Raw genomic sequence first — 16,176 nt, forward strand, 5'->3', positions numbered from 1 at the left:
GGTTCCTTCGCTCAGGTCGTGCGACCGGGGCCTCGGGGGCCCGGCCGGCAGGTCCGGTGAGTCACCGTACGCCGGACAAAGACCCCCGTACGTCCCGCGCGCCTCCCCGGGCGCCGGTACTCGGCCGCCGCCGCCCTTGATCACTCCTCGAAGGAGCCCGCGATCCGGCCCGCCAGTTTCCGTGCCTTGTCCTGCATTTCCTTGCCGTCGGCAGGCTGCCGCGGGTCCCCGGGCTGCTGCTTGTAGACGACGCTCACGACGACGTTCGACGTGCGGAACACCACAGTGACGGTGCGGGACGGGGCGCCCGCCGACGCGCTGCCCGGGGAGTCGTTCAGGAAGGCGTCGTTGCCGAGGCCCGAGAGGGTACGGGGGAGGAGTTCGGCGGGAGTTGTGCCGGTATCGCCCGAAACGGAGGCGGAGGGACTGGTGCTGGCGGATTGTCCGCCCTTGCCGGTTTCGCCACTCCGGGGCGACGGGCTGCCGGAGGGGGAAGCGGAGCCCTCGGGCGAGGGGGAGCCGCTGGTGGACGTGGTGGGGGAGCCGCTCGGGGACGGGTCCGGGATGTGGGCTGCCGTGCGCAGCTTCCCGTACATCTCGCGTGCCCTGTCGTCGTCGCTCTTCGACGCGTCGTAGGAGACGACCCGCTCCAGGTCGAGCGTGAGCAAGTCGGTGCGGCCCGCGCCGTCGTCGGCCTCGGCGGACTCGGCCTTCCAGGCGCAGCCGACCTTGCGCTCGTTGTCGAAGGTCGGGGCGAGCGTGCCCGCGTAGCCGTCCTCGCGCTCGTCCGCCGGGAGCGCGCGCAGTCCGGGCAGGAGGGAGTCGAGCATCGCGCGGTCGACCGCCTTGCAGGGCTGCGGGAGGGTGTCGAAGCGCCCGGGGCGCGGGGCCGCCGCCGTCGTGGTGTCGCTCGCGCCGCGCTTGGCGTCCGGGTCCCGGGCGTCCTCGCCGCCCGTGCACCCGGCGAGCGCCACCGCCAGCAGGACCGCGACGCCGGGCGCCCACGCCTTCGCGCGCATTCGTGCAGCTCCCCTCGTCACGACCCGCGCCGCCACGGGCGCGTGCGGCGCGCCTGGGAGCGGGGTCTCGTGCCGGTTAATCGGTTGCCGCGGGTATGCGGCCGATGGAGACAATGTGTACCGCACGAGCCGAGGAGCACGCCGGTCGCTTGTCCCTTTTGGTGCCCCTGGCTGCGGTATGTGTGACCGCATTTTTGTGTGAACGAGATGCAGCGCGGACGTAGTTCTGTCCGCCACATGATCATTTTTGCCGATTCCCGGCTTTTTCCGTCGAGGCGTGTTCGTACGCCCTGACGGGTGTCCCTGCCGGGTGTCCCGAGGGGGAACCATGCCGTACACCGAACTGCCCGGAGCCCGCGTACCGATCCGGATGTGGGCCGACCCGTCCGAGGTCGACCCCGGCGCGCTCGACCAGCTCCGCAACACCGCGACGCTCCCGTGGATCGCGGGCCTCGCCGTCATGCCCGACGTGCACTACGGCAAGGGCGCGACGGTCGGCTCCGTGATCGCGATGCGCGACGCGGTGTGCCCGGCGGCGGTCGGCGTGGACATCGGCTGCGGGATGTCGGCGGTCCGCACCTCGCTGACCGCGAACGACCTGCCCGGCGACCTCTCCCACCTGCGTTCGCGCATCGAGCAGGCGATCCCGGTCGGGCGCGGCATGCACGCCTCCCCCGTCGACCCGGGCCGCCTGCACGGCTTCCCGACCGCGGGATGGGACGGCTTCTGGTCACGCTTCGACACGGTCGCCGAGGCCGTCCGCTTCCGCCGCGAGCGGGCGGGGCAGCAGATGGGGACGCTCGGCTCGGGCAACCACATGATCGAGTTCTGCCTCGACTCGGAGGACCAGGTGTGGCTCATGCTCCACTCCGGGTCCCGCAACATCGGCAAGGAACTCGCCGAGCACCACATCGGCATCGCGCAGGCCCTCCCGCACAACCAGGGCCTCGTCGACCGCGACCTCGCCGTCTTCCTCGCGGACACGCCGCAGATGGCCGCGTACCGCAACGACCTCTACTGGGCGCAGGAGTACGCCAAGCACAACCGTGCGGTCATGATGGGGCTCTTCAAGGATGTCGTCCGCAAGGAGTTCAAGAAGGCGAAGCCGGCCTTCGAGCAGGAGATCAGCTGCCACCACAACTACGTGGCCGAGGAGCGCTACGAGGACGTCGACCTGCTCGTGACGCGCAAGGGCGCGATCCGCGCGGGCAGCGGCGAGTACGGGATCATCCCGGGCTCGATGGGCACGTCCTCGTACATCGTGAAGGGCCTCGGCAACGCCGCCGCGTTCAACTCCGCCTCGCACGGCGCGGGCCGTCGCATGAGCCGCAACGCGGCGAAGCGGCGCTTCACGCTCAAGGACCTGGAGGAGCAGACGCGGGGCGTCGAGTGCCGCAAGGACGCGGGCGTCATCGACGAGATCCCGGCCGCGTACAAGCCGATCGAGCAGGTCATGGAGCGGCAGCGGGACCTCGTGGAGGTCGTCGCGAAGCTCAAGCAGGTGGTGTGCGTCAAGGGGTGAGGGACGGGGCGCGGCGGTCACGGGGGTGCCGCCGCGCCCGCTCCGGCTCAGCCCGCGTGCTTGATCGCGAGGATCATCACGAAGGCGACGATGTGGATGCCGAAGAGGAAGTAGGCCAGGTACCACCACAGGTACCGCTCGTCGCGCTTCTCCTCGGCGAGCCTGCGCTGGTCGTACTCGTGCTCCAGGCGGGCGAGCGGGTCGGCTTCGAGCGGATCGGTACCGAGGGGGTCCTCGGGGGCCCGGCCGTCAGGATTCACGGTGCACCTTCGTGTTGCTGGCCTGGGCCCGGGGCCGTACGACCAGCAGATCGATGTTCACGTGGCTCGGGCGCGTCACCGCGAAGGCGACCGTGTCCGCGACGTCCTCGGCGGTCAGCGGCTCGGCGACGCCCTTGTAGACGTTCGCGGCCTTCTGCTCGTCGCCGTGGAAGCGGGTGAGGGCGAAGCCCTCGGTACGGACCATGCCGGGCGCGATCTCGACGACGCGCACCGGGGTCCCGACGATCTCCAGGCGCAGCGTCTCGGCGAGCACGTGCTCGGCGTGCTTCGCCGCGACGTACCCCGCGCCGCCCTCGTACGTGCCGTGCCCGGCCGTCGAGGTGAGCACGACGACGGTGCCGTCGCCGCTCGCGGTGAGCGCGGGGAGCAGGGCCTGCGTCATGTGCAGCGTGCCGAGGACGTTGACCTCGTACATCCGCCGCCACTCGTCCGGGTCGCCGCTCGCGACCGGGTCGGCGCCGAGCGCGCCGCCCGCGTTGTTGACGAGGACGTGGGCCTCGCCGAGCGTGCGGGCGAAGGCGTCCACGGCGGCCCGGTCCGTGACGTCCAGCGCGTACGCCTCGGCCTGGTGCCCCGCCTCGCGCAGCTTCGCGGCGAGCGCTTCGACACGGTCCGCGCGGCGCGCGGTCAGCACGACGCGGAACCCGGCCTCGGCGAGCCGCGTGGCGCTCGCGGCACCGATGCCCCCGCTGGCTCCGGTGACGACGGCGGTACGGGGGGCGGCGGTCATGGACGGGCTCCTGGGGGCGTGCGGGTACGGGGCGTTTTCCAGCATAGGCGCGGGGGGCCGCGCGGCTCCGGGGCCCCGGGGATGCCTGCGCTCGGTGGCCGCGCGACGCGCCGCCGTGCTCAGTGCCCCCGGGGCGCGGCTGTGTTTATCGGCCGCGAGGCGCGTACATGATCACGGCCATTCCCGCGAGGCAGATGAGCGCGCCCGTGATGTCGTAGCGGTCGGGGCGGTAGCCGTCCGCGACGACGCCCCAGGCGATCGACCCGGCGACGAAGACGCCGCCGTACGCGGCGAGGATGCGGCCGAACTCGCCGTCGGGCTGGAGCGTGGCCGCGAAGCCGTACAGGCCGAGGGCGACGACCCCGGCGCCGATCCAGATCCAGCCCTTGTGCTCGCGCACCCCTTGCCACACGAGCCAGGCGCCACCGATCTCGAAGAGGGCGGCGACGACGAAGAGGACGAGGGATTTCAGCACGCTCACCCGCCGGATGGTGTCACGCGACGAAACCGCGCCCCCCACGGGCATCCGCGAGAACCCAGCCCCGCACAAATTCAGCCCCTCCGGCGATTGAGGAGCGGGGTGTGGGGCGCAGCCCCACGAGGCGCACCTCGGGCACGGTCACGGTGGCGCGGTGCTCGCGACCGCCCTGCACCTCGCCGCCGGGGCGGGCTGCGGGGTGCGCTTCCTCGTCGCGGACGCGGCGGACTGGCCGCGCCAGTGGTACGGGCGGCGGGGCCACCGGGTGGTGGGCGCGAGCAGCGGCTTCGTCCGCACGGACCCGTAAAACCCCAGCTCAGCGCTTTCCCTCTGCACCCTCCCGCGCCCTGTGCTGCCCTGGAAGGGGCCTGTCCGCGCGCTCCGGCGCGGGGACGGAATAAGGCCGGGCCCCTCCCTGTTGTCGCGGGCACAGCGTATAGTTGAACCATAAACTAAATCGGCAGTCGAGAGGCGGACGAGAGTCATGGGCATGCAGTTCGGCATCTTCAGCGTGGGGGACGTCACCACCGACCCCACCAACGGCCGCACCCCGACCGAGGCCGAGCGGATCAAGGCGATCCTCACCATCGCGCGGAAGGCGGAGGAGGTCGGTCTCGACGTCTTCGCGACCGGCGAGCACCACAACCCGCCCTTCGTGCCGTCCTCGCCGACGACGATGCTCGGCTACCTCGCGGCGAAGACGGAGCACCTCGTCCTCTCCACCTCCACGACGCTCATCACCACGAACGACCCGGTGAAGATCGCCGAGGACTTCGCGATGCTCCAGCACGTCGCGGACGGCCGTATGGACCTCATGCTCGGGCGCGGCAACACCGGCCCGGTCTACCCGTGGTTCGGCAAGGACATCCGCGAGGGCATCCCGCTGGCGATCGAGAACTACGCCCTGCTGCACAAGCTGTGGCACGAGGACGTCGTCAACTGGGCAGGCAAGTTCCGCACCCCGCTCGAATCCTTCACCTCCACCCCGCGCCCGCTCGACGGCGTCGCGCCCTTCGTGTGGCACGGCTCGATCCGCTCGCCGGAGATCGCCGAGGAGGCCGCGTACTACGGTGACGGCTTCTTCCACAACAACATCTTCTGGCCGATGTCCCACACCAAGCGCATGGTGCGGCTGTACCGCAACCGGTACGCGCACTACGGCCACGGCACCGAGGCGCAGGCGATCGTCGGGCTCGGCGGGCAGGCGTTCATGCGGAAGAACTCGCAGGACGCGGTACGGGAGTTCCGCCCCTACTTCGACAACGCGCCCGTCTACGGGCACGGCCCCACGCTGGAGGAGTTCACCGCGCAGACCCCGCTCACCGTCGGCTCGCCGCAGCAGGTCATCGAGCGCACGCTCTCCTTCCGCGACGACATCGGCGACTACCAGCGCCAGCTCTTCCTCATGGACCACGCCGGGCTCCCGCTCAAGACGGTCCTCGAACAGCTCGACATCCTCGGCGAGGAGGTCGTCCCCGTCCTGCGCGAGGAGTTCGCCAAGGGCCGCCCGGCGGACGTACCGGACGCACCGACCCACGCCGCGCGGGTGGCCGCGGCGCAGGACCGGGAAGGCCGGACCCAGGCAGACCGGACCCAGGCAGACCAGACCCCCGAAGGAGCGAGTGCCCGATGAAACTCGTCGTCGTCTCGGCCGGACTCAGCGTCCCGTCCTCGACCCGCCTGCTCGCCGACCGCCTCGCCGAGGCGGCTCGCGCCGCCGTCGCCGCGAAGGACCCGGACGAGCCGGTCGAGACCGAGACCGTCGAACTGCGCGACCACGCCAAGGACATCGCGAACACCTTCGTGACGGGCTTCCCGCCGCCGAAGCTCGAAGAGGCCCTGGAGCACGTGACGCGCGCGGACGGCCTGATCGTCGTGACGCCGATCTTCTCGGCCTCGTACAGCGGCTTGTTCAAGTCCTTCTTCGACGTGCTCGACCAGGACGCCCTCACCGGCAAACCGGTCCTGATCGCGGCGACGGGCGGCTCACCGCGCCACTCCCTCGCCCTGGAACACGCCCTGCGCCCGCTCTTCGCCTACCTGCGCGCGGTCGTCGTCCCCACCGGCGTCTACGCGGCCTCGGAGGACTGGGGCAGCGAGGGCCCGGGCGGCGAGGGCTCCGGGGGCGGCGGCCCGCTCGCGGCCCGGATGGCGCGCGCGGCCGGCGAGCTGGCCTCCCTGACCTGCGGTACGGGCAGCCGCCCCGGTCCGCCGCGGGACGCCTTCGAGGAGGTCGTGCCCTTCGCGGAGCAGCTCGCCCGGCTGCGCGGCGAGGAGTGAGGGGCGACCCGCACGGCGCTCTCGCCGTGCGGGCGGCGCCACTCCGGGTGAGGCTGGACCCATGGAGCTGATGGAACCGATCTCGCTCGACACCGTCGCCAACGAGTTGCACCTCGAAGCGATGGCGTCCCCCTCGAAGCGCGCCGCCCGCACCCTCCAGGGCGGTACGGGTCACGCCCTGCGCCAGACGGTCATCGCACTGTGCGCGGGCACCGACCTCTCCGACCACGAGGGCCCCGACGAGGCCACCCTCCAGGTCCTCAAGGGCCGCGTGAGGATCACCCGCCCGCAGTCCGACACGCTCGCCGAGGCGGTCGTCGACATGGGCGAGATCCTCCTGGTCCCGCGCACCTTCCACGGGCTGCGCGCCGTCAACGACGCGGTCATCCTCCTGACCGTCTCGATGGCGGAGGCAGCCGAGAACGCGAGGCCCCCGGCGGAGGAGTCCCGGCCCCTGCCCCCGGCGGAGCAGTCCCGCCCCCTGACCTCCGCCCCCCAGACCCCGCTCTCCACCCCGCAGGAGCCGCCGAGCGGGGTGGCGTGAGGGAGCCCTTAGGCAGCGCCGGGCCGCTACCCTTGAAGCCCACACCGGGACTTGAGGGGAGGCGGCACATGGCGACAGCCGTTGATCACCGCCCGCAGATGAGCACCGAGGACTTCGAGGAGTTGACGGCACACGCGCCGGAGACGGTCACTCTGGAGTTCCTGGGCGGAAAAATCGGGGTGAAGGCAGTGCCGGACGGGTACCACAACGCGATCATGCTGTGGCTGTTGCGGCGCTGCATTCAGGCCCGGCCCGATCTGGACCTGTGGATCGAGCAGTCACTGCAGGTCGAGGGGTACCGCAAGGGGCGCGCTCGCGTGGACGGCGTGCTCGCTCCGGTGGATCATTACGCGGTACCCGAGGAGTGGGCGAGCCCCGAGGGCGCTCTGATGGCGGTCGAGGTCACCTCGTACGACGCGGACACCAACCGCCGCGACCGCGTGGAAAAACCCGTCGCCTACGCCGAGGCGGGTATCCCCCTCTACCTCCTCATCGACCGCGACTCCTGCGAGTCCGTCGTGTACAGCGAGCCGGAGGGCGGCAAGTACCGCACGACGCACTCGTACCCCTTCGGGGCCGACTTCTCGCTGCCGGGCCTCGGTATCGCACTCGCCACGGAAGACCTCAAGCGGTACGTGCGCTGAGCCCGGAAAGGGAACGCGGGGCGCCTCTAGGCACCGTCCCGCGTCACCCCCTCCGGTGCCGTACGGGGCAGCCCAGCCCCGTACCGCCCCTAGGGCGTGTCCGTAAAGTCGGTGGGTCGTTGTTCTGTTCGTGGTGCGACGGCATGAATTGACGGATGAGGCGTGGGCGTTGATCGCTCCGTTGTTGGTGCCGGGCCGGATGGGGCGGCCGGTGCGGGACAGGCGTCAGGTGGTGAACGGGATCTTGTGGAAGCTGTCCACGGGGGCTGCCTGGCGTGACCTGCCCGAGCGGTACGGGCCGTGGAAGACGGTCTACGAGCGTTTCCGTCACTGGTCGGCCGACGGCACCTGGGAGCGTCTGCTGGCTCATGTCCAGCAGCACTCGGACGCGGTGGGTGAGGTCGACTGGACGCTCGTCTGCGTGGACTCGACGACGGTGCGGGCGCATCAGCACGCGGCCGGGGCCCGAAAAAGGGGCAGGTCTGGCCCGGTGAGGCGATCGGCCGGTCCCGCGGCGGGCTGACCACGAAGATCCACCTCGCCTGCGACGGGAGCGGCCGCCCGCTGGCCTTCACCCTGACCGCCGGGAACGTCAACGACTGCACCCAGTTCGAAGCGGTCATGGTCGGCATCCGCGTCAGCAGGCCGGGCCCGGGCCGCCCCAGGACCCGGCCCGAACGCGTCGCGGCGGACAAGGGCTACTCGTCCCGGAAAATCCGCGCCTACCTTCGCAAGCGAGGCATCAAGAGCACGATCCCGGAACGACTCGACCAGATCAACGGCCGCCTCAGCAGGGGCGAGAGGCTGTGCGGCCTCGACCGTGCCGCCTACCGGCGCCGCAACCTCGTCGAACGCTGCTTCAGCAAACTCAAGCAGAACAAAGCCCTCGCCACCCGCTACGACAAACGAGCCCGCCACTACCAAGCCATGGTCACCCTCGCCTGCCTCCGCCTCTGGCTCCCCTGACTTTACGGACACGCCCTACGGCCACACCAAGCAGTACGGCTGATGCCCCGCCTCGTGCAACCGCTGGCTGAAGTCCTGCCACTCGTGGAGCAGGCGGTAGATGTCGAAGGCGTCGCGGGGGCCGCCGCGGTCGGGGACCGTGGACCAGATGAAGGCGGCGGCGCCGACCGATTCCTCGCCGATGCCGCGGAGCGGGTCGACCGCGGTCATGGGGAGCTTGACCACGGCGTAGTCCGGGTGGAGGACGACGAGTTCGAGCGGCGGGACGCGGTAGAGGGGTATGCCCTGGATGCCGGTGAGGACCATCGCCGCCATCGTCTCCGGCTTGATCTTCGTGAACATCCCGTTCATGCCCAGCTCGTCGCCGCCCAGCTCCTCGGGCCGCATCGAGACCGGGACCCGGGCCGCCGTCGCGCCGTCGGGCGCGCCGAAGTACTTGTAGGTCACCCCCATGCGCCCGCTCCCCCCTGTGGGCAATTCGCGGCGCTCCTCCGTGTCGTCCTCGCGCCGGTGCCGTCCCCGCCTGGCACGCCGAGGACCGAGGTCACCGGTCCCCTCGCCCAGTCCGCCACCGCGTTGCATATGTCCACCCGACTGCCCTCAGCGTCGCACGGCCTCGCCGTACAACCCGATCATCGTGTCGTTGACCTCCCCCGCACCAGCCCGCCGAAACGTGCCCCGCCGGATCGGCCGGAACCCCGCCGGACCCCGCGAGCCCCCGCCGCGTCACGGCCGCCGCCGGTCCCTGGTCAGGAGATCGCACGCGGCTCTGACACCATGGCGTCAGTGAGCTGTTCCGTACGGGCCCCAGTTTCGCAGACGCGCGCGGGAGCCGGGCCGAAGCGGGCCCGACCGGACGCCGAGCAGCCGCCCCCGCCCCGCCGCCGAGCCCCTGAGAGACCGCCGTGACCCAGCCTTACCCCTACGAAGCCCCCGTCTCGCAGCGCCTCTTCGACCGCGCGCTCCAGGTCACCCCCGGTGGCGTGAACTCGCCGGTGCGGGCCTTCGGCGCGGTCGGCGGCACCCCCCGCTTCATGGCCTCGGGGCAGGGCGCCTGGCTCACCGACGCCGACGGACGCGAGTACGTCGACCTCGTCTGCTCCTGGGGCCCGATGATCCTCGGCCACGCCCACCCCGAGGTGATCGAGGCCGTTCAGGCCGCCGTCGCGCACGGCACCTCCTTCGGCACCCCCGTCGAGGGCGAGGTCGCGCTCGCCGAGGAGGTCACCGCCCGTATCGCCCCCGCCGAGCAGGTACGGCTCGTCTCCTCCGGCACCGAGGCGACGATGTCCGCGATCCGCCTCGCCCGCGGCTTCACGGGCCGCGCCAAGGTCGTGAAGTTCGCCGGCTGCTACCACGGTCACGTGGACGCCCTCCTCGCCGCCGCCGGTTCCGGCCTCGTCACCTTCGGCCTCCCCGACACCCCCGGTGTCACAGGAGCGCAGACCGGCGACACCCTCGTCCTCCCCTACAACGACCTCGAAGCCGTCCGCGCCGCCTTCGCCGCGCACCCCGGCGAGATCGCCTGCGTCATCACCGAGGCGTCCCCCGGCAACATGGGCATCGTCCCGCCCGCCCCCGGTTTCAACGCGGGCCTGAAGGAACTGTGCGAGGCGAACGGCGCGCTGTTCATCTCCGACGAGGTCATGACCGGCTTCCGCACGAGCCGCGCGGGCTGGTACGGCGTCGAGGGCGTCGCCCCCGACCTCATGACCTTCGGCAAGGTCATGGGCGGCGGCTTCCCCGCCGCCGCCTTCGGCGGGCGCGCCGACGTCATGGCCCACCTCGCCCCCGTGGGACCCGTCTACCAGGCGGGCACGCTCTCCGGGAACCCCGTCGCCACCGCCGCCGGGCTCGCGCAGCTCCGCCTCCTCGACCCCGCCGCGTACGAGAGGCTCGACGCCACCTCCGCGCGCCTCCAGGCCCTCGTCACCGAGGCCCTGGCCAAGGAGGGCGTCGCGCACCAGGTGCAGACCGCCTCGAACATGTTCTCCGTCTTCTTCACCGACAAGCCGGTACGGAACTTCGACGACGCCAAGGGCCAGGACTCCTTCCGCTACACCGCGTTCTTCCACGCGATGCTCGCCCAGGGCGTCTACCTGCCGCCCTCCGCCTTCGAGTGCTGGTTCGTCTCCACCGCCCACGACGACCGCGCCCTCGACCACATCGCCGCCGCCCTCCCCGGGGCCGCGCGCGCCGCCGCGCGGGCCACCCCCGAGAATGCGTGAGGACCATGCACACGGCAGCGATCACGGCACCGGCGGCATCGGCACCGGCGGAATCGGCACCAGCGGAAGGCGGGCCCTCGTGGCTTCGGTGAACAACAACGGCGACGACGCGGAGCTGACCGTCGTCCACGTCATGCGGCACGGCGAGGTCGAGAACCCCGAGGGCGTGCTCTACGGGCGCAAGCCCGGCTACCACCTCTCGGCGCTCGGCCGCGAGATGGCCGAACGCGTCGCCGAGCACCTCGCGCCGCGCGACATCACGTACGCCGTCGCCTCGCCGCTGGAGCGCGCCCAGGAGACGGCGACCCCGCTCGCGAAGAGCCACGGGCTCGACCTCGCCACCGACCGCCGCCTCATCGAGGCCGCGAACATCTTCGAGGGCAAGACCTTCGGCGTCGGCGACGGCGCCCTGAAGAACCCGGACAACTGGAAGTACCTCGTCAACCCCTTCAAGCCGTCCTGGGGCGAGCCCTACGTCGACCAGGCGGTACGGATGGTCGCCGCCGTCGAGGCCGCGCGCGACAAGGCGCGCGGGCACGAGGCCGTGTGCGTGAGCCACCAGCTGCCGATCTGGATTCTCCGCAGCTACCTGGAGCGCCGCCGCCTGTGGCACGACCCGCGCAAGCGGCAGTGCACCCTCGCCTCGCTCACGACGCTCACCTACCGGGGCGACCACCTCGTCTCGGTCGGCTACGCGGAACCGGCGCTCGACCTCGTACCCCCGCACCTGCGGGCGGGCGCGAAGCCGTCGAAGGCGGGCGGGACCCAGCAGGGCAAGGCGTTCGGGGCCTGAGGGCCCTTGACGGCTGTGGGGCGCCCGCCCCGCGCGGCGCCCCCCGCGCGGCCGCGCGCGGCGTTCCCTCGCGCGGCGCCCCCGCGCGCCGCACCCGCCTCGCGCGGCGCCCCACAGCCCCCGCAAAGCCGCCCGACAGCCGCCGTTCCGGCACTCCGGAAATACCACCTGACGTGCGGTTTTCCCCCTCTGAGGGGGGTGTCGAAGATCCCGGGGGGCGACATGCGAAACTTTTCACATGAGTGCTCGTTCCGCCCGGGCCGACCTGGCCCCGCACCGTTCGTCCCGTCGCCGTTCGCGCACCCTCGCGACAGGCGCCGCCGGGGCGGCCGTCGCGGCGCTGCTCCTGTCGGCCTGCGGCTCGGGCAGCTCGGGCGGCTCCGGAGGTACGGGATTCGTCGCCGGCAAGGGCGGCATCGCGACCGTGAAGCCGGCGGACCGCAAGGACGCCCCGGCGCTCACCGGCAAGTCCCTGGAGGGCGAAGCGCTCGACCTCGCCGCCTACAAGGGCAAGGTGGTCGTCGTGAACGTATGGGGCTCCTGGTGCGCCCCGTGCCGCGAGGAGGCCCCCTACCTCGCGAAGGTCGCCAAGGAGACGAAGGCCGACGGCGTCGAGTTCGTCGGCATCAACACGCGCGACCCCGACCGCAGCCCCGCGAAAGCCTTCGAGAAGCGCTTCGGCGTGGAGTACCCGAGCTTCTACGACCCGAGCGGGAAGCTGATGCTCCGCTTCCCCAAGGGCAGCCTCAACCCGCAGGCGATCCCCTCCACGCTCGTCATCGACCGTGAGGGCCGGATCGCGGCCCGCGCGCTGACGCCGCTCAACTACACGAAGATGCGGAAGATGATCGACCCCCTGCTCGCGGAGAAGTGATGAGCGCGAGTGCGCTCGACCCGACAGGGCTCCAGGCCCTGGCCGCGCTCGGGGACACGAACGAGACCGTGATGAGCGGGGCCCTGCTCCTCGCCGTCCCGGTCGCGGTCATCGGCGGCCTCGTCTCGTTCTTCTCGCCGTGCGTGCTGCCGCTCGTGCCGGGCTACCTGTCGTACGTCACCGGGATCAGCGGCGTGGACATGGCCGAGAAGAAGCGCGGGCGCATGCTCGCCGGGGCCTCGCTCTTCGTCCTCGGGTTCAGCGCCGTGTTCGTCTCGACGGGGGCGCTCTTCGGGTACTTCGGGCGGAATCTCTTCGCGCACGAAGGCCTCATCTCGCAGTTGCTCGGCGTGCTGATGATCCTGCTCGGGATCTTCTTCATGGGGCTCATGCCCTGGATGTCGCAGCGAGAGTTCCGCTTCCACATGCGGCCGACAGCCGGCCTGATCAGCGCGCCGCTCCTGGGGGCCGCTTTCGGCGTGGGCTGGACCCCTTGCGTGGGCCCCACGCTCACCTCGGCACTGCTGCTCTCGGCCGATGGCGGCGACCCCGCACGCGGCGCCCTCATCACCTTCGCCTACTGCCTCGGCCTCGGTATCCCCTTCGTCGTCGCGGCCCTCGTCTTCCGCAAGGCGCTCGGCGCCTTCTCCTGGGTCAAGCGGCACTACAACTGGGTCCTGCGGATCGGCGGCACGATGATGATCGTCACCGGCGTTCTCCTCCTGACCGGTGTCTGGGACAGCTGGATGCAGCACATCCAGACCTGGACCACGAACTTCCAGACAGGGATCTGAGGAGACCTGAACCCATGAGCACCACCCCCCACGACACCGACACCGCCCCCAAGGCCGACGACGGCCTCGAGGCCGCCGGTGCCCAGCTCTCCACCGCTCCCGTCGAGCACGCCGTCCCCGGCTCGTTCGGCGGGATGCGCAAGCCCGGCCTCACCGGGTACGTGGCGTGGCTCGGCCGGGAGGTCACCGGGTGGGTGCGGTGGATGTGGCGCCAGCTCACCTCGATGCGCGTCGCGCTGATCCTGCTCTTCCTGCTCTCGCTCGGCGCCGTGCCCGGCTCGCTCATCCCGCAGCAGGGCACCGACGAGCTGAAGGTCGCCGAGTTCAAGCAGACCCACGACACACTCGCGCAGGTCTACGAGAAGCTCGGTCTCTTCCACGTCTACAGCTCGGTGTGGTTCTCCGCGATCTACATCCTGCTCTTCGTCTCCCTCATCGGCTGCATCGTCCCGCGCACCTGGCAGTTCGTCGGCCAGCTCCGCGGCCGCCCGCCCCGCGCCCCGCGCCGCCTCGACCGGCTCCCCGCGTACGCGACGTGGCGCACGGAGGCGAGCCCGGAGCAGGTGCGGGAGTGGGCGCGCGGCGCGCTGCGGCGGCGCCGCTTCCGTACCGACGGCTACGCGACGGAGGACGGCGGCGCGGTCGTCACCGCCGAGAAGGGCTACCTGCGCGAGGCGGGGAACCTGGTCTTCCACGTCGCGCTGATCGTCATGCTCGTCGCCTTCGCGAGCGGCTCGCTCCTCAAGTACGAGGGCGGCAAGCTCATCGTGGAGGGCGACGGCTTCGCGAACACGAAGACGCAGTACGACGACTTCAAGAGCGGCAGCCTCTTCACCGACGACGACCTGGACCGCTTCAGCTTCACGCTGGACAAGTTCACGGGCACGTACGAGAAGGAGGGCCCCCAGCGCGGCACGCCCCGCGTCTACCGCGCGGACGTCTCGTACCAGGAGGGCGCGGACGGCGCGGAGCGGCACAAGGCGATCGAGCCGAACCACCCGCTCGTCGTGGACGGCACGAAGGTCTTCCTCAACGGGCACGGCTACGCGCCGCAGTTCACCGTGCGCGACGGCAAGGGCAAGGTCGTCTACAAGGGCGCGGTGGCGATGCTGCCGCAGGACGGCATGGGCACGGCGACCGGCGTGGTGAAGGTCGCGGACGGCTACACGAACGCGAAGGGGAAGCGGGAGCAGCTCGGTTTCGAGGCCCGCTTCCTGCCCACGATCGACCGTACGACGATGACGTCCTCGTTCCCCGGGCTCGACTACCCGGTGCTCGCGCTCAACGCGTGGCACGGGGACCTCGGCATCGACGGCGGCGTCCCGCAGAACGTCTACCAGCTCGACACCGCGAAGATGAAGCAGTTCAAGACCGCCGACGGGCAGATCTACGCCAAGCAGCTCATGCCCGGCGAGACGATGAAGCTCCCGAACGGCGCCGGCTCGGTCACGTTCGAGAAGGACGTCAAGGAGTGGGCGAGCTTCCAGATCTCCCACCAGCCGGGCGGCGGGCTCGCCCTCGGCGGCGCCGTCGCGGCGATCCTCGGCCTCGCCGGCTCGCTCTTCATCCAGCGCCGCCGCGTGTGGGCCCGCGCCACGCAGGACGCCGACGGCGTGACAGTCGTGGAGTTCGCCGGTCTCGGACGCAGCGAGTCGGCGAAGCTGCCGGAGGAACTCGCGGCGCTCGTGGACGCGGTGCACGCGAAGGCGCCGGGGCTCGCGGAAGCTCCTGACGTCGCGGAGGCGGAGCCCGTACGGGGCGAGCCCGCTCAGGCCGCCCCCGTACCCGTACCGGATCAGAAGAACCCGCGGAACCCTCAGAACCCCGCCGACGCCGAAGGGGCGCAGAAGTGAATCTCGCCGCCGGAACCAACGAGACCCTGGCGCACACCAGTAACGTCCTCATCTACTCGGCCATGGCCGTCTACCTGCTCGCGTTCTTCGCGAGCATCCTGGAGTGGATCTTCGGCAGCCGCAGCAAGGTCGGCAGGACCGCGCAGGCGGCCGGCGCCGTGGCCGCGAGCGCCGCGGCGCCCGCCGTCGCGGTCCGCAAGGGCGGCAGCACGGCCGTCCTGGAACGCCCGGAGGTCGTCACGCGCGCCGCGTCCGGCAGCCGCGACGTGCCGGACGGCCCCGGCGCGGCGGGCGGGAGCGAGAAGGGCGACATCTGGGGCCGGATCTCGGTCTCGTTCATCGTGCTCGCCTTCCTCATCCACGCGGGCGGCGTCCTCACCCGCGCGCTCTCGGTGCGGCGCGCGCCGTGGGGCAACATGTACGAGTTCTCGATCACCTTCTCGGCCGTGGCCGTGGCGGTGTTCCTCGGGCTCATGCTCGCGAAGAAGAACGTGCGCTGGCTGACGCTGCCGCTCACCCTCACGGTGCTGCTCGACCTCGGCCTCGCGACGACGGTGCTCTACACGGCGAGCGATCAGCTCGTGCCCGCCCTGCACTCCTACTGGCTGTGGATTCACGTCTCGACGGCGATCTTCTGCGGCGCCGCGTTCTACGTCGCCGCCGTCGCGACGATCCTCTACCTCTTCCGCGACCACTACGAGGCGAAGATCGCGGCCGGTGGCACGCCCGGCAAGTTCGCGCAGTCGGTCCTGTCGCGGCTGCCCGCCGCGGCCTCGCTCGACAAGTTCTCGTACCGCATCAACGCGGCGATCTTCCCGCTGTGGACGTTCACGATCATCGCGGGCGCCATCTGGGCGGGCGACGCGTGGGGCCGCTACTGGGGCTGGGACCCGAAGGAGACGTGGTCCTTCATCACCTGGGTCGCCTACGCGATGTACCTGCACGCGCGCGCGACGGCCGGGTGGAAGGGCCGCAAGGCCGCGTACCTGGCGCTGCTCGCCTTCGCGTGCTGGCTCTTCAACTACTACGGGGTCAACATCTTCGTGACGGGGAAGCACTCGTACGCAGGGGTGTGAGCCCTACGGCCGAGCGTCCGTGCTCTTCGGCCGCTCTTCGGCACGCGAGCGCCCGCCGCCGTACGTACGTGTACGGGGCGGGCGCTCTGCCGTG

General features: G+C 71.4%; 17 protein-coding genes and 1 pseudogene. 13 read left to right on the top strand and 5 right to left on the bottom strand.

From position 1 onward, the window contains the following. Positions 1-140: 140 nt before the first annotated feature. The gene (locus ACIP4O_RS28805) at positions 141-1,019 is read right to left on the bottom strand and encodes a hypothetical protein (RefSeq protein WP_401578919.1); all 879 of its coding nucleotides are present in this window, start codon (positions 1,017-1,019) and stop codon (positions 141-143) included. Positions 1,020-1,347: 328 nt separating this feature from the next. Here ACIP4O_RS28805 and ACIP4O_RS28810 point away from each other — a divergent pair, with 328 nt between their 5' ends. Further along, entirely contained in the window at positions 1,348-2,541 is a 1,194-nt protein-coding gene (locus tag ACIP4O_RS28810; RefSeq protein WP_401578920.1) for an RtcB family protein, read from the top strand. 47 nt (positions 2,542-2,588) lie between these two features. Here the strand turns inward: ACIP4O_RS28810 and ACIP4O_RS28815 are convergent, their stop codons facing one another. The 3 genes from ACIP4O_RS28815 to ACIP4O_RS28825 form a co-directional block, all read right to left on the bottom strand. After that, complete coding sequence (locus ACIP4O_RS28815) at positions 2,589-2,801, bottom strand: hypothetical protein (RefSeq protein ID WP_401578922.1); 213 nt, start codon at positions 2,799-2,801, stop codon at positions 2,589-2,591. Next, positions 2,791-3,552 carry an SDR family NAD(P)-dependent oxidoreductase gene (locus ACIP4O_RS28820; protein WP_401578924.1) on the bottom strand — a complete coding sequence of 254 codons (762 nt, stop codon included), beginning with the start codon at positions 3,550-3,552 and terminating at the stop codon, positions 2,791-2,793. The genes ACIP4O_RS28815 and ACIP4O_RS28820 overlap by 11 nt, the downstream gene beginning before the upstream one ends. A 145-nt stretch (positions 3,553-3,697) precedes the next feature. After that, a complete protein-coding gene (locus ACIP4O_RS28825) occupies positions 3,698-4,033 on the bottom strand; it encodes a YnfA family protein (protein ID WP_401578926.1) in 336 nt (111 codons plus the stop codon). A 118-nt stretch (positions 4,034-4,151) separates the two neighbouring features. On the opposite strand from ACIP4O_RS28825, the pseudogene ACIP4O_RS28830 reads away from it, so the two are divergent. The 6 genes and pseudogenes from ACIP4O_RS28830 to ACIP4O_RS28855 all read left to right on the top strand — a co-directional run. Then, positions 4,152-4,337: pseudogene (locus ACIP4O_RS28830) on the top strand (GNAT family N-acetyltransferase); the annotation flags it as partial. Between the two features lie 183 nt (positions 4,338-4,520). Continuing rightward, positions 4,521-5,663: an LLM class flavin-dependent oxidoreductase gene (locus ACIP4O_RS28835; protein ID WP_401578928.1), complete on the top strand. Its 1,143-nt coding sequence runs from the start codon at positions 4,521-4,523 to the stop codon at positions 5,661-5,663. Continuing rightward, on the top strand, positions 5,660-6,310 hold the full coding sequence (locus tag ACIP4O_RS28840) for an FMN reductase (RefSeq protein ID WP_401578930.1): 651 nt from the start codon (positions 5,660-5,662) through the stop codon (positions 6,308-6,310). Before ACIP4O_RS28835 ends, ACIP4O_RS28840 begins: the two co-directional genes overlap by 4 nt. 61 nt (positions 6,311-6,371) lie before the next feature. Then, positions 6,372-6,854: a cupin gene (locus tag ACIP4O_RS28845; RefSeq protein ID WP_361332818.1), complete on the top strand. Its 483-nt coding sequence runs from the start codon at positions 6,372-6,374 to the stop codon at positions 6,852-6,854. Between the two features lie 68 nt (positions 6,855-6,922). Continuing rightward, positions 6,923-7,498 (top strand): Uma2 family endonuclease, encoded by a 576-nt coding sequence (locus tag ACIP4O_RS28850; RefSeq protein ID WP_401578932.1) that lies wholly within the window; start codon positions 6,923-6,925, stop codon positions 7,496-7,498. A gap of 133 nt (positions 7,499-7,631) precedes the next feature. Then, positions 7,632-8,464, top strand: a protein-coding gene (locus ACIP4O_RS28855) for an IS5 family transposase (RefSeq protein ID WP_401579064.1) whose coding sequence is annotated in 2 segments (ribosomal slippage) — positions 7,632-7,980 and positions 7,980-8,464 — 834 coding nt in all. Because the reading frame shifts where the segments join, the coding sequence is not laid out codon by codon here. A gap of 15 nt (positions 8,465-8,479) precedes the next feature. On the opposite strand, the gene ACIP4O_RS28860 is transcribed toward ACIP4O_RS28855, so the two are convergent. After that, positions 8,480-9,046, bottom strand: coding sequence for a hypothetical protein (locus ACIP4O_RS28860; RefSeq protein ID WP_361332813.1), 567 nt, complete (start codon positions 9,044-9,046; stop codon positions 8,480-8,482). 323 nt (positions 9,047-9,369) lie between these two features. On the opposite strand from ACIP4O_RS28860, the gene hemL reads away from it, so the two are divergent. The 6 genes from hemL (at position 9,370) to ccsB (ending at position 16,082) form a co-directional block, all read left to right on the top strand. Further along, positions 9,370-10,692, top strand: a complete 1,323-nt coding sequence (gene hemL / locus ACIP4O_RS28865) for a glutamate-1-semialdehyde 2,1-aminomutase (RefSeq protein ID WP_401578934.1) — start codon at positions 9,370-9,372, stop codon at positions 10,690-10,692. Between the two features lie 133 nt (positions 10,693-10,825). Further along, positions 10,826-11,485: a histidine phosphatase family protein gene (locus tag ACIP4O_RS28870; RefSeq protein WP_401579066.1), complete on the top strand. Its 660-nt coding sequence runs from the start codon at positions 10,826-10,828 to the stop codon at positions 11,483-11,485. Between the two features lie 238 nt (positions 11,486-11,723). Then, entirely contained in the window at positions 11,724-12,359 is a 636-nt protein-coding gene (locus ACIP4O_RS28875) for a TlpA family protein disulfide reductase (protein WP_401578936.1), read from the top strand. After that, positions 12,359-13,153 (top strand): cytochrome c biogenesis CcdA family protein, encoded by a 795-nt coding sequence (locus tag ACIP4O_RS28880; protein WP_401578938.1) that lies wholly within the window; start codon positions 12,359-12,361, stop codon positions 13,151-13,153. The genes ACIP4O_RS28875 and ACIP4O_RS28880 overlap by 1 nt, the downstream gene beginning before the upstream one ends. 14 nt (positions 13,154-13,167) lie before the next feature. Next, positions 13,168-15,006: a cytochrome c biogenesis protein ResB gene (locus tag ACIP4O_RS28885; RefSeq protein ID WP_401578940.1), complete on the top strand. Its 1,839-nt coding sequence runs from the start codon at positions 13,168-13,170 to the stop codon at positions 15,004-15,006. Next, positions 15,003-16,082 carry a c-type cytochrome biogenesis protein CcsB gene (gene ccsB / locus ACIP4O_RS28890; RefSeq protein ID WP_401578942.1) on the top strand — a complete coding sequence of 360 codons (1,080 nt, stop codon included), beginning with the start codon at positions 15,003-15,005 and terminating at the stop codon, positions 16,080-16,082. Before ACIP4O_RS28885 ends, ccsB begins: the two co-directional genes overlap by 4 nt. Positions 16,083-16,176 lie beyond the last annotated feature (94 nt).

The organism is Streptomyces sp. NPDC088923 (assembly GCF_044749745.1).
Classification (GTDB): domain Bacteria; phylum Actinomycetota; class Actinomycetes; order Streptomycetales; family Streptomycetaceae; genus Streptomyces.

Coding starts and splice junctions, on each gene's coding strand:
- ACIP4O_RS28805 (WP_401578919.1), bottom strand. CDS start 1,019: ATGCGCGCGAAGGCGTGGGCGCCCGGCGTCGCGGTCCTGCTGGCGGTG.
- ACIP4O_RS28810 (WP_401578920.1), top strand. CDS start 1,348: ATGCCGTACACCGAACTGCCCGGAGCCCGCGTACCGATCCGGATGTGG.
- ACIP4O_RS28820 (WP_401578924.1), bottom strand. CDS start 3,552: ATGACCGCCGCCCCCCGTACCGCCGTCGTCACCGGAGCCAGCGGGGGC.
- ACIP4O_RS28835 (WP_401578928.1), top strand. CDS start 4,521: ATGCAGTTCGGCATCTTCAGCGTGGGGGACGTCACCACCGACCCCACC.
- ACIP4O_RS28840 (WP_401578930.1), top strand. CDS start 5,660: ATGAAACTCGTCGTCGTCTCGGCCGGACTCAGCGTCCCGTCCTCGACC.
- ACIP4O_RS28845 (WP_361332818.1), top strand. CDS start 6,372: ATGGAGCTGATGGAACCGATCTCGCTCGACACCGTCGCCAACGAGTTG.
- ACIP4O_RS28850 (WP_401578932.1), top strand. CDS start 6,923: ATGGCGACAGCCGTTGATCACCGCCCGCAGATGAGCACCGAGGACTTC.
- ACIP4O_RS28860 (WP_361332813.1), bottom strand. CDS start 9,046: ATGCAACGCGGTGGCGGACTGGGCGAGGGGACCGGTGACCTCGGTCCT.
- ACIP4O_RS28870 (WP_401579066.1), top strand. CDS start 10,826: ATGCGGCACGGCGAGGTCGAGAACCCCGAGGGCGTGCTCTACGGGCGC.
- ACIP4O_RS28875 (WP_401578936.1), top strand. CDS start 11,724: ATGAGTGCTCGTTCCGCCCGGGCCGACCTGGCCCCGCACCGTTCGTCC.
- ACIP4O_RS28880 (WP_401578938.1), top strand. CDS start 12,359: ATGAGCGCGAGTGCGCTCGACCCGACAGGGCTCCAGGCCCTGGCCGCG.
- ACIP4O_RS28885 (WP_401578940.1), top strand. CDS start 13,168: ATGAGCACCACCCCCCACGACACCGACACCGCCCCCAAGGCCGACGAC.